At 56.8% G+C, this 12,348-nt stretch carries 10 protein-coding genes, 2 pseudogenes and 1 riboswitch; of the genes and pseudogenes, 8 read left to right on the forward strand and 4 right to left on the reverse strand.

All coding sequences use genetic code 11. The features are described from left to right. Positions 1–13 precede the first annotated feature (13 nt). From RWK44_RS31005 to RWK44_RS31015, 3 genes are all read right to left on the reverse strand, one after another. Positions 14–676, reverse strand: coding sequence for a transcriptional regulator (locus RWK44_RS31005; RefSeq protein ID WP_127431699.1), 663 nt, complete (start codon positions 674–676; stop codon positions 14–16). Between the two features lie 561 nt (positions 677–1,237). Beyond that, on the reverse strand, positions 1,238–2,221 hold the full coding sequence (locus RWK44_RS31010) for an IS481 family transposase (protein ID WP_127431700.1): 984 nt from the start codon (positions 2,219–2,221) through the stop codon (positions 1,238–1,240). A 248-nt stretch (positions 2,222–2,469) separates the two neighbouring features. After that, positions 2,470–3,198, reverse strand: a complete 729-nt coding sequence (locus RWK44_RS31015; RefSeq protein WP_244604875.1) for an AAA family ATPase — start codon at positions 3,196–3,198, stop codon at positions 2,470–2,472. A gap of 811 nt (positions 3,199–4,009) precedes the next feature. Here RWK44_RS31015 and RWK44_RS31025 point away from each other — a divergent pair. The 6 genes from RWK44_RS31025 to RWK44_RS31050 all read left to right on the forward strand — a co-directional run bounded on the left by RWK44_RS31025 (position 4,010) and on the right by RWK44_RS31050 (position 10,547). After that, a complete protein-coding gene (locus RWK44_RS31025; protein WP_127431702.1) occupies positions 4,010–4,537 on the forward strand; it encodes an OsmC family protein in 528 nt (175 codons plus the stop codon). 1,114 nt (positions 4,538–5,651) lie between these two features. Beyond that, positions 5,652–6,362, forward strand: a complete 711-nt coding sequence (locus RWK44_RS31030) for a hypothetical protein (RefSeq protein WP_127431727.1) — start codon at positions 5,652–5,654, stop codon at positions 6,360–6,362. Between the two features lie 178 nt (positions 6,363–6,540). Beyond that, positions 6,541–6,672: riboswitch (TPP riboswitch) on the forward strand. Between the two features lie 91 nt (positions 6,673–6,763). Next, entirely contained in the window at positions 6,764–8,590 is a 1,827-nt protein-coding gene (gene thiC / locus RWK44_RS31035; protein WP_127431703.1) for a phosphomethylpyrimidine synthase ThiC, read from the forward strand. 1 nt (position 8,591) lies between these two features. Continuing rightward, positions 8,592–9,602, forward strand: coding sequence for a glycine oxidase ThiO (gene thiO, locus RWK44_RS31040; protein WP_244604876.1), 1,011 nt, complete (start codon positions 8,592–8,594; stop codon positions 9,600–9,602). Positions 9,603–9,891: 289 nt separating this feature from the next. Further along, the gene (vapB, locus tag RWK44_RS31045) at positions 9,892–10,128 is read left to right on the forward strand and encodes a type II toxin-antitoxin system VapB family antitoxin (protein WP_127431704.1); all 237 of its coding nucleotides are present in this window, start codon (positions 9,892–9,894) and stop codon (positions 10,126–10,128) included. After that, positions 10,128–10,547 (forward strand): type II toxin-antitoxin system VapC family toxin, encoded by a 420-nt coding sequence (locus RWK44_RS31050; protein WP_018496488.1) that lies wholly within the window; start codon positions 10,128–10,130, stop codon positions 10,545–10,547. The genes vapB and RWK44_RS31050 overlap by 1 nt, the downstream gene beginning before the upstream one ends. 147 nt (positions 10,548–10,694) lie before the next feature. On the opposite strand, the pseudogene RWK44_RS31055 reads toward RWK44_RS31050, so the two are convergent. After that, a pseudogene (locus tag RWK44_RS31055) lies at positions 10,695–11,020 on the reverse strand (DDE-type integrase/transposase/recombinase); the annotation flags it as partial. Here RWK44_RS31055 and RWK44_RS31060 point away from each other — a divergent pair. Next, positions 11,015–11,513 (forward strand): annotated as a pseudogene (locus tag RWK44_RS31060) (ABC transporter permease); the annotation flags it as partial. The pseudogenes RWK44_RS31055 and RWK44_RS31060 sit on opposite strands and share 6 nt — an antisense overlap. A gap of 308 nt (positions 11,514–11,821) precedes the next feature. Then, positions 11,822–12,256 carry an ACT domain-containing protein gene (locus tag RWK44_RS31065; protein ID WP_310857223.1) on the forward strand — a complete coding sequence of 145 codons (435 nt, stop codon included), beginning with the start codon at positions 11,822–11,824 and terminating at the stop codon, positions 12,254–12,256. Positions 12,257–12,348 lie beyond the last annotated feature (92 nt).

Consider the following 12,348-nt stretch of genomic DNA (forward strand, 5'->3'; position numbering starts at 1 on the left):
CGTCTGCTGCCGATCAACCGAGGTTGAGCCGCTTTCGTAGATCGGCATTTTCTGCACGGAGCTTCTCGGCCAGCAGCTTGCGCAGTCTCTGGTTTTCCTCTTCCAGCTGCAGAAGATCCGCAAACTCATCAACTGCAGCCACCGACGGTGCGGTCGCTGTCTGCACCGCCCTTGGAGCACGTTTGACAGGCGCACGTCTGGCACTTGTCGCACCTTCGTCAGACTTTGCTTTGCGTCCTCTCTTCTGCTTTCCGGCGGTGGCATTCGAAGCCGCTGCCGGTTGCACAGAAACGGCTACTGAAGCAGTTTCAGGCACTGCCTTCTTGGCGCGAGGTTTGCGCACTTTTTTCGGTACATCGGGCGCCGCGGCGGCCGGCGTGTCGGCATTGATCATCGTAGCGTTTTCATCGGCCATTGTGGTCTCCTGTAAAGCCGATGCATTTGTCTCCTGCCCGATCGGCAGTGTCAATAACGGTCCAGCCTGTTCTTCTCGGGCTACAAGCAACTCGCTGCTTCTTGCCTCAGGAATTAATGACATAAATGGCATTGCCTCGTCCTGCAGATCTTGAGCAACCGACTTGAGATCCGTGTCTCCCCAAATCGAGCTCGGTTTAGAGTTGAGTTTTCGCCGACCTGATTTGTACTCGACGGCAAAGCTGCGCTGTACTTTTTTCAATTTAAGAAGCCTCGGTGTCTCGGTAATTTTTCAGCGACGTCTTCAGCATCGCAACAAGCCTGCAAATAATCACTATCGCGCCGGCTGTGTCCACAACGGCCTGCGAATTTCACATGCTATCGCTCTTCAGCCCGAGTGACCTGATGCGCAGGTACAACACGATATCACGGGCCCTACGGGGTCCACTCAAATTGACGAAGTCATTTCTGCGGGAGTGGATGGCGGTTATGCGGCAGGGTTCCGCGGTGACGCGGCTGAGGCGGTTCATTTGTGAGATAAGGCGGTTGACGTGGCCGAGGGTATCAGTTTCTAAATTGCCGCCCAGGACAATCTCTCCGATACAATGGGTAACACGCCAGAGCAGAGGAGCAGGAGTTGCCAAACCCTTCGCGCAATCCACCGATGACAGAAGCACGACGATCGAGGGCCTAGACCACTTGGTTGCGTTGAGCGACTTTGTCCTCAATCTGTAGCACGGTAGCGGTGGATGGCGTTTGTTTGTCTTTAAGCCGGGGTGAGAGTGCTGCGACTCAACCGTATTTTGGAGACCGGAGTTGGATGTTAGCCCGGCATTTGATGGAGCGGATCGAGGGTAAAGCGTTCGGGCTGTGAAGCCCATGCCTTGCAGATGAACTCGTAGGGTGTGAGGCCCTTGAGGGTCTTGAGCCTGCGGCCAAAGTTATAAGCGGCGACGAAGTCGGCGAGGTGCTGACGAAGTTGATCGTGGCTTTCATAGTAGAAGCGTCTGACGGTGGCATCCTTGATGGTACGGTTCATCCGCTCGACTTGACCGTTGGTCCGCGGATGCTTCGGCTTGGTCGTGCGGTGCTCGATATCGCTGGTGGCGCAGGTGTATTCGAAGGCATGGGCCCGGAAGCGTTCGCCATTGGCGATCGCTTCTTTGATCAGCGGGACAGCCGAGCCGCCAGCGCCGGGTGTGGTGAACTGGATGCCGTTGTCGGTGAGCACGGTGTGGATCTTGTAGGGGACGGCCGCAATCAAGCGTAGGAGGAACTCGCGCGAGACGGCAGTGGTAGCCTTCTCGTGCAGTTCGACGAAGGCAAACTTCGAGGTGCGATCGATGGCGACAAACATGTGCAGCTTGCCCTGTTCGGTGCGCACCTCGCCAATGTCAATGTGGAAGTAGCCGATAGGGTAGCTCTTGAACTTCTTCTTCGACGGCTTGTCGCCATCGACATCCGGCAGGCGGCCGATGCCGTGACGCTGCAGGCAACGATGCAGCGAAGACCGCGTAAGATGCGGGATTGTCGGCTGCAGTGCATAGAGGCAGTCATCGAGCGGCAGCAGCGTGTACCTGCGAAAGGCAACGATAACGGCCTCCTCCTCGACGGAGAGCACCGTCGATCTCGGCTCTTTCGGGCCGGTCGGAAGGTCCGCAACCGAGGACCGCTTCCGCCACTTGGCGACGGTCTTCTGATTGATCCCGTAACGCTTCGAAAGCGTTCTCAGGCTCTCTTGACTATGTTGTATCGCTCGACGGACTGCCTCTGTCGTCGTGGCGCTCCCATGAAGAACCTGGCCCATAGCGCATCCCTTGATTCGGAAGACAAGGATGCCCCATCAAAGCCTGGGATCAAATATCTAGGTGATGAGAAATTGCGATTACGCTCGGACATTTCGATGAGCAGCGCACAGTGTAGGAACCGAGCTTTTTGGTTTCGCTAGGAATCAGACGTCACACTATCTAAACCGCGGCGGCTGCAAAGGGCAGATGGAGAAAACATCATCCTAAATTCGCCTGCGAATTGCCATGAACGTCGGGCCAAAAGTTCCTACCGGGGCATCGGCAGAGCCCAATCGCGATAGAGGCTATTCAGGGCAGTCGCAGTGTGGCACTCGACAGTTGGCAAGCCGAACTCCTGAAGAACCGTCGCATATCTGACGCCGCTGTTACGGCTCTTAAAGAGAATCCAATAAATCATCTCCCATTTGATGCTGTCTTTGGCACCTTCGAGATGTCCGGCGCGATCCGATTGATCGGCAAGGGTTCGCTTGAGATAGCGAAAAAAGCGTAGCCAGTGATTTGAAGTGATGGCGCGGGCTAATCGCTGCGGCATCAGGCGCGAGTAGCTGCCTTCGATAATCCACCGCTCTTCGTGGATTGCCGCATCATGAAGCGCGGCAAATTCTGCTTCCGGGCGCGACTGCCAATCCGTTCCGGGCAGATGGTGAAGTTGATCGAGATGCACGGCTGGAATACGGAGCTTTCTAGACAGGGCAACCGCCAAAGTCGACTTGCCTGCGTTTGAGGGGCCAATGATCGCGATGCGCTCGCCAAGAGAATCTAAAGGCAGTATAGGGACACCGCGCGGGAGATTGGCAGCGCTTTTATTGGCGGCAGGCAACGGAGCGGGCGCGAGAGCTCGTGTCGCCGGTCGCTCCTCACACGTCACCGAGGAGCTATGGAGATGGTTACGGCCGAGCGTTCGGTGGATGGCCAAACGTCGATCCTGAACAGGCTTTGCGCGAATACGCGATAGATCGACGGCGATGTTCGTCATCCGTTTCAAAGTTCATGGACCTGGGAATGGGTTGTTGGTGGCGGCTCGATCATAGCCGAGAGTGGCGACCTAGCTTACCGGTAGCAGGAAGTTGAGATCCGCTCGATTAGTAAATTCTACCAAGACCGGATATGAGAATGATGGCCAACAGTCAAGAGGGGTCGGTTTTTAAGGACCTGACTGTACCCCGATGGAGAGCATCTTCCATTTGGATCTCTCGCGCTTAGAGCGGGAGGTTCCAGCACGCGTCTATTCGAGCAATCTTGTTCAGGGCGCTTACCTCCTAGGTAACAAAGGACCAAATCGTTGGAAATAGGTGCCCGTTCTAATACGAGGCTTGATGGTCACCGTATGCCGCCGCCCTCTCCATCGCGGTAGTGATCGAGGCAGATTGCGACACGACATGTCCGCACCCTTACAAAACACCCTCGGTATAGCGACAATAAACATCTGCAATGTCGCAGGGTTACCGGCTCAACCTGATTGGCATGAGAAGTGCTCAGAGTAAGCGGGGCCCTACAGTCCAAGTCCGATTGGGAGCTTAAACGACTATGCACATCGTGGTCTGTATCAAACAGGTGCCGGACATTGAGGCCTGATATCGTCTTGATCGGGAAGCGGACAATTGACGGCGACACAGCCCCCGTCGGACGCGGAATCGCAAAGAGGCTGAACCTCCAGCAACTGTCTTACCTAGCAAAGATTGTTTTCATTGATCCCATTTCTCGCGAGCTCGTGGTTGAGCGGCGCGCGCAACGTGGCGCTTTGGCCATCTCGGCATCGGTCTCCACAACAGGAATATTAGCAAGCCATGGCAACTTTGAATGAGTATCTCCGACAGAAGCACGAAGCACTACTCGATTGGCGGGCGCGCGTCAGAAAGGGGGATCTGAGTGCGGTCACACTTGAGGCCAGTGCAAGCGCTGAAGGCCGCAGCGGCGTGCGACGTATCCGAATTCGAGATTTCCAGGTCATTTCCGACAGCCCGCCCGAGTTCGCAGGCTATAATCTGGGTCCGTCGTCTCCAGAACTGCTGCTCGGTGCGCTTGCGAGCTGCCTGACCCATACTTTTCTGATCCACGCTTCCGATCAGGGCGTGCCGCTGGAATCGCTGCATGCGGAAGTCTCCGCCACGATCGATCCGCGTGCAGGTGCAGAAGGATATCAAGACGTTCCCGTCTATCCCCAGGACATCAACTACCTGGTCACACTAGTATCTCCCGCAAGTACCGCGGACGTCGCCAGACTGCGGGCGACCGTGGAAAAGCTCTGTCCAATCCTCAATCTCCTGAAGCGCGGAAACGAGGTGCGCGGGCAGTTGGATCACCAGCAACCCTGACCACTATATAGGGAGCGCCGACTGATGACCGTGTACGTCATGTGTCAGCACGTGTTCTCGACTTCGTCTCGTGTAGGAACCCGTCGAATGTCGCTTGCTGCATAAGTCCCCAAATTGGTATCGACTGAAGGATCAAATCATGCGCGGCATTCGAAATGCGCCTGCGGCACGGCGACAAAGGGTGCTCCGCTAGGGGCGACCTGGCGCGCCCATAGACTTGTATCGTCCGATGGCCATTTCGACCAGCGAACGTTTGCCGTGGCCTTCGGAGACCTGCATTCCATCCAGCCCCTTAAAGCCGTGAAATCAATATATGTATGTATATAAGCAATAATATATCCTACAGCTCACAGAAGTTTATAATGCAATTTGTATTTTTGCGGCGAAGAAAGATATACTATAAAATATATCCGGCTCATCTGTTGCGTTGCTGATGGTTTTCATGAACTGTCCCAAATAAGAGCTGCGATAGCGCACCACAGGAATATCGTTTCCTATGAATGCTGAAAACTTGCCGGCGACATCATCGTCGGGAGGCTCGCACAAGGAGCACGATGACATGCACCACAAAAAGCAATCAGACAAGCACCCTGGCTACTCGCATCTGCGGTTGGCAACCATCGATGGCGCGTCGCTGCCTGGTCTGCAATTGTCAATCGACCGGCAGGAGGGCTCCCGGTCGACGAAGAAGACTTTTTTCCAACAATGGCTTCTGGATTTTGCTTTCGGTTGCGAGCTATTTTATCCGATCCAGCTATATGAACATCTCGCAACAAGCGAGGGCGAAGACAAAGGCGTTGAACCTTTGAGTGAGAGTTACGAATATAGAATTGGGAGAATTCGGGCCGGCCGCCAGGTTTCTCATTTGAAATCCACGTCTCTCGGGTTTCCAAATTCCAGAATGGAAGCGCCGGCTCAGTCGCCAACGCTTTCAAATTCGAAAGATGGTAAGAAAGTCTTCAGAAACCTGACCATCGTGCGGTACACGCGAGCCGCAGTTCAAACCCTGCTGCCGCTATCATATACGCGGACAACGGTCGCCCGTCGGCAAAAATCAAGGATATTTGACCCGCAAGGTTTGCCCAATTATACTACAGAAAGGATTTCATTCTCCATGTCATTATGTCCTGCGAAATGCATTCGCATCGCCGCACTTGCAGCGGCCGCCATCTTGCTGGGCACCCAGATCGCAGTTGCGCAAGAGCCTTCTATAGAATCTCAGTGGCTGAACACGCCGGCATCTCGAGTGGAAGCGCTTGCGATCCTCCAGACCTTGAATGCAAATCTCCTGAGTAACGCCAGTGCCACGTTTACCCTTGACCGCTGGTGCGCCGCGCATAAGCTCGCACCGGAAGGTTCAAAGATCGTAGCTCAGCGTGTGGGCGGGCAAGGCAAACCGGCCGATGAGCACATCCGTGATCTTCTGAGCGTCGGACCCGGTGAGTTGATCGCCTATCGCCGCGTCCGACTGGTCTGCGGCGAACGCGTCTTGTCCGAAGCCGACAACTGGTATGTACCTGCAAAATTAACTGCAGAGATGAATCAGGCGTTGAATACCAGCGATATCGCGTTTGGCAGAGCCGTTCAGGCTCTCAATTTCACTCGCACAAACCTGTCTGCCAAGTTGCTCTGGTCCCCTCTATCCGAAGGCTGGGACATGGACGGCTTAACAGCGCATGAAACAAGTTCCCCCGGCCTGCCGGCGTTCCTGCTCGAACATCGAGCCGTATTGAAACTTCCAGACGGCACGCCGTTTAGCGCCCTGGTCGAAAGCTACACGGAAAAAGTACTAGACTTTCCAGTTCCGCGTCTGCTTTCTCAATAGTGCTTCGGTATCTCGTGCATGCGACAAGGGCGCTTGTCTTGCGGAAGCGTGCCGGCCGGACGATTGCCCTTGTCCATCGTTTAACAGCGGCGACACGCACGATATCCTGTGTGTAACCTAACCCCGAGCCATCGCAGATTGTCGCTTGACAGTCCCCTCGGCAAGCCTCTACCCTTTTTGCATTCACCAGGGGGGTCCCGGCAAGGGGCTGAGATACTGCTGGACAATACGGCTTTGCCGATTGTGGCGCAGTGACCCGTTGAACCTGATCCAGTTCATACTGGCGTAGGGACGGTGCAAGCGCTCGAAGCAGTGGATTCACGCGCGGAATCCGTGCCGGCGTCTTTTCATCATTCCGGCTGAGGACTGGGTCTCCAATCGAAAACTTGGAGCCTCAAACCATGAAAATTGCCGCGAAGACCATCACCCCCACAGTCACCAAAGGCCCGCTGCCGGCGTCGCGGAAGATTTACATCCCGGGAGACATACACGCCGACATCCGTGTGCCGATGCGCGAGATCAGCGTTCATCCGACATCGGGCGAGCCGCCTGTTGTCGTCTATGATTCCTCCGGTCCCTATACGATCGAGGGTGCTGATATCCGCATCGAGCAGGGCCTGTCGCAGCTCCGCCGCGACTGGGTGCTCGCGCGCGGCGATGTCGAAGCCTATCAGGGCCGCCATATCCGCCCCGAAGACAACGGCTTTGCCAGCGGCGAAAGGCTGACGCCCGAATTTCCCACTAAACGTCAGCCGCTACGAGCCAGGGATGGCAAGGCGGTCACCCAGCTCGCCTATGCGCGATCAGGCATCATCACGCCCGAGATGGAATTCATAGCCATCCGCGAAAACCTTGGTCGCAAGGCGCAGGCGGATGCCATGGTCCGCGACGGCGAAAGCTTCGGCGCCCATATTCCGGACCATGTGACGGCGGAATTCGTCCGGCAGGAAGTGGCGGCGGGTCGGGCGATCATCCCCGCCAACATCAATCATCCGGAATCCGAGCCGATGATCATAGGCCGGAATTTCCTGGTGAAGATCAACGCCAATATTGGCAATTCTGCTGTCACCTCGTCCATGACGGAAGAGGTCGAGAAAATGGTCTGGGCGGCCCGCTGGGGCGCCGACACGGTCATGGATCTTTCCACCGGCCGCAATATCCACAATATCCGCGAATGGATCATCCGCAATTCGCCGGTGCCGATCGGTACCGTGCCGCTCTATCAGGCGCTGGAGAAGGTCGAGGGCATTGCCAAAGACCTGTCCTGGGAGGTCTATCGTGACACGCTGATCGAACAGGCCGAACAGGGCGTCGACTATTTCACCATCCACGCCGGCGTGCGGCTTCACTACATCCCGCTCACCGTCAACCGCGTCACCGGCATCGTCTCGCGCGGCGGTTCGATCATGGCGAAGTGGTGTCTCCATCATCATCGCGAAAGCTTCCTATACGAACATTTCGAGGAGATCTGCGACATCTGCCGCGCCTATGACGTCTCCTTCTCGCTCGGCGACGGCCTGCGTCCCGGCTCCATCGCCGATGCCAACGATGCAGCGCAATTCGCCGAACTGGAAACACTGGGAGAGCTGACCAAGATCGCCTGGGCGAAAGACTGCCAGGTGATGATCGAGGGCCCCGGCCATGTGCCGATGCACAAGATCAAGGAGAACATGGACAAGCAGCTCGAGGTCTGCGGCGAGGCACCCTTCTACACGCTCGGGCCGCTGACGACGGATATCGCACCGGGGTACGATCACATCACCTCTGGAATAGGCGCAGCCATGATGGGCTGGTTCGGCACCGCGATGCTCTGCTACGTCACGCCGAAGGAGCATCTCGGCCTTCCCGATCGCACTGACGTCAAGACCGGCGTTATCACCTACAAGATCGCGGCCCACGCGGCTGATCTCGCCAAGGGGCATCCGGCAGCACAGCTGCGCGATGACGCGCTCTCGCGTGCCCGTTTCGAATTCCGCTGGGAGGATCAGTTCAACCTCTCGCTAGACCCCGAAACCGCCCGCAGCTTCCACGACGAGACGTTGCCGAAGGAAGCCCATAAGGTGGCGCATTTCTGCTCCATGTGCGGCCCAAAATTCTGCTCCATGCGCATCTCGCACGATATCCGCGCCGAAGCACAGAAGGAGGGTCTGGATGCGATGGCAGCGCGTTATCGTGAGGGCGGCGGCATCTATATGCCGATAGAAACCCAACAGCAATTGGGCGAATGAGATGCGTGTGCTTGTCAAAGGCGCCGGCGTTGCCGGCCTGACGGTGGCGCATGAACTGCGCGCTCGAGATGCCGAGGTCACCGTGCTCGATCCATATGGCAGTTTCCTCGGCGCTGCATCGTGGCTCGCGGGCGGAATGTTGGCGCCCTGGTGCGAGCAGGAGAGTGCTGATGGCGCCGTGCTGATGCGCGGCCTCACCGCCGCCGACAAATGGGACGCAATGGTGCCTGGAGAGGTGCGACGAAACGGAACGCTCGTGGTCGCGTCGGCCCGCGATCTTGGTGAACTGAGACGCTTTGCCTGCCGCACGACCGATTATGAATGGCTGGAAGAGCCGGCGATCGCGTCGCTGGAACCCTCTCTTTCCGGGCGATTCCGGCATGGGCTGTTCTTTCGCCGCGAAGCCCATCTCGATCCTCGGCGAGTGTTGTGTCTGCTGCGCACCAAGCTGACGGTTCAGGGGGTCACCTTCGTGGGCGAGAGCCCGCACGAGGAGAGCTTTGACGGTGTCGTCGATTGCACGGGCGCAGCGCAGATCGGCGAGGCGAAGGAGTTGCGCGGCGTTCGCGGCGAAATGCTCTACCTTAGAAGCTTTGACGTGGATCTCTCCCGGCCGGTCCGCTTGCTCCATCCGCGTTTCCCCGTCTACATCGTCCCGCGTGGAGACGGTCTGTTCATGGTCGGCGCGACGATGATCGAGACGGAATTCGACGGGCCTATAGTCGCCCGTTCACTGATGGAACTGCTCAACGCTGCATACACGCTAAATCCGGCCTTTGCCGATGCAACCATAATCGAAACGGGTGTCGGAATCCGCCCAGCCTTTCCGGACAATCTTCCACGTGCAAGCCATCAGGGGAAGGTGATCTCGCTCAACGGCCTCTACCGCCACGGCTTTCTGCTCGCGCCAGCCATGGCCGCCGAGGAGCGGCGAACATTTCACCGCCTTTCGCACTACGCCGTCGAAGTCGCGGCTGCCGGCGACATTGGCGCAAGCACCGGCCTATCGTAAGAGCGGCATGTCACGGGTGAGACGCGCATACGCCTTCTACGGATGCTCCTTGCAAATGTGAGCGCGGCATCGCGCTCTCAATCGTCTGTCTAGATTTGGACGGGGCAGGAACGAACTGTTACCCGAATGGGCCAATACCCGCTGGCGGGTGGACCAGCACACGATTCGGCACGAGCGACCTCAACCTGTTGCGAGATGCGCCCGTCCAAGCGCTAAACGTACACACTAAGGATGTACAAAGTGGAAAGCCTAGGATATAGTACATCCACGTACACACAAGGTTGATGACATGCACACCACTAAAGCTTTCAAGAATGGAAATTCCCAGGCGGTTCGCATACCGGCGGAACTGGCGTTTGAGCGAACCGATGTTGAGTTGGAAATCGAGCGCATCGGCGACGAGCTTCGCATCCGTCCTGTGCATCGCTCCCTGGCCGGCGTTCTGGATGTATTCGCCCGCTTCTCTCCGGATTTCATGCGCGACGGAAGAGAGTCCCATGAGCAAGAGGAGCGGGATAAGATCTGATGGCGCGTTACATGCTCGATACGAACATGTGTATCTACCTGATGAAAAACCAGCCGGAGCAGGTCGCTCGCCGCTTTGCCAGTTGCTATGTAGGGGACGTGGTGATGTCCGCCATCACCTTCGCGGAACTCGAGTACGGTGTTTCCGCATCCGATGATCCGGCACGAGAACTTGATAATCTCACCGCCCTGGCCGAGCTGATCACGGTAGAGCCGTTTGGGATCGCAGCAGCGCGTGCCTACGGTCCGGTTCGAATGGCGACGAGAGACCGGAAGAAAGATCATCTCGACAAACTGATCGCATCGCATGCGATCGCTCTGGACACGGTATTGGTGACCAACAACACGCGGGACTTCCTGGCGTATCCCGGACTGAAGCTCGAAAACTGGCTGGACGCGGAACGCAGAGAAACCAATTAACCCGTCCCAGCGGCTATGCCGTGAGATGCGGGCAGGGAGTGGACCTTGACGGGGGTCGTGCTAAGAGTGCCAACGACCAAGGTGCGATCGGCGAAAAGGGCGATGTCAAATTAACTTCTCTAGGTGCGTTTGCGGTATGATGCGGGCTCAGGCCGTCACTGCAGTAGCCATTTTCCGTTGGGCGAACGCATCGAGACGATGCAGGTGAACCGCGATGGCGGAACGCGTTGGGTGTGAAGGGACGACGAGATTTCGCACGGCCGAGAAGATGTTGGTGAAGCGTTGCAACGCACCCGGTGAGCGAAATCGTTGCATCATCCGCTGACGTTTTCGCAGCGGCAAATGCGAATTCTCGGCACGATTGTTCGGGCCCCTTGTGCGATCGATGGTCGAGTAGGCATGACCTGCCGCCGTGCCGCTCCATAGGAGCGGAGCTTGTCGGTGACGATGCGCTTCGGCAGGTATCCTTGCTTCCAGCAGGCGTTTGGCCGCCTTGGTCTTGCGTAATTCTGACCTACCCTGTTCCGTCCTATTCCCTTCGTTGGTTTGAGGAACTGCTTCCGGCGGACACGTGGCGGCGATCGATCGTCAACAGCCTGATGATTGGTGGCGGGACTACGTTGTTAGCCACCTTACTTGAAATGGCGGCTTCTTTGGGCCTTCGAGCTCGAACCCTTTTGTTGCGCGGACATTCCGCACACTTTTCCGTCTGCCAATGGTGGTGCCTGCGGTGGTGCTTGGTGTTCGGATGCAGGTGCTTCTCGCTCGACTCGGCCTGACGAATACCTACTTAGGGTCATCATCGCTCATACAGTTGTTGCCGTTCCATTCGTTGTCATCAGTATTGGCGGAGCACTTTCCGGAATCGACGGCGAACGGAGCTTGCATCGCAAAGCCTCGGCGCCTCGCCGTGGATTGTTTTTCGCCGCGTAACGTTTGCCACTTGCAATGCCGGGAATTCTATCCTGTGCTGCGCAGCCGAAATGGCTCCGCACCGCAACCCGCCGCTACCGAACCAACAACAGCAACCAAAAACCGCTGGAGCGAACTCAAAACTGGATAAAACTTGAGGGCAAGGTCAAAACCTGTAATCACAGCTTCAGGCACTTGTCGAAGTCCTTCGCAACGCAAGCTTTGAGCGACGGATTCGATCCAACATCGACAATCTGCCTTATGTCAGTTAAGGAAATCTCATTTGTTCGCTCCCGGTTCCCGTCCTACACAATGACTGACCACCTTAAGACACGATGATTATCGACAGCGGGACCGCTATAATGACTACTGTGTTGCGAGACAAGTTCGATATGCTGTCGAATATGAAGCCCTCGCTCGAAGACGGCGAGTATGTGTTCTGCTCGTTACCCAATGAAGGGAGCAAAGTTCACAATCTAAACCCGATCGCGACATTTCATGAAAGAGAAGGCTTGGCAGTCGTCCTCGAGAAAGGAGAGGCGCACGGAGCGGGGTTCGAAACTTCACTTGCGATGCGCCAGATCACTCTCAATGTGAATTCTGCGCTCGATGGCGTCGGCCTCACGGCGGGCGTCGCTGCCTGTCTCGCAGAAGCTGGCATACCGTGCAACATGGTGGCTGCATATCACCACGACCATATTTTTGTGCCGGCGGGCCTAGCTGATCGAGCATTGCAGCTCCTGATATCGCTGCAGGGCGACTCCGCGCGGGCGATGCGCAATGTTGACGGACAATAAATCGCAGAAGGCCCGCGAAGCTTCACTAACTTTGCGAGCAAGCAGCAGCACAGGGTAATATAGAGCCGTCAAATCTACGGCGGATTTTGTCA

This window comes from Rhizobium sp. 25PS6 (assembly GCF_032464655.1).
Classification (GTDB): Bacteria; Pseudomonadota; Alphaproteobacteria; order Rhizobiales; family Rhizobiaceae; genus Rhizobium; species Rhizobium laguerreae.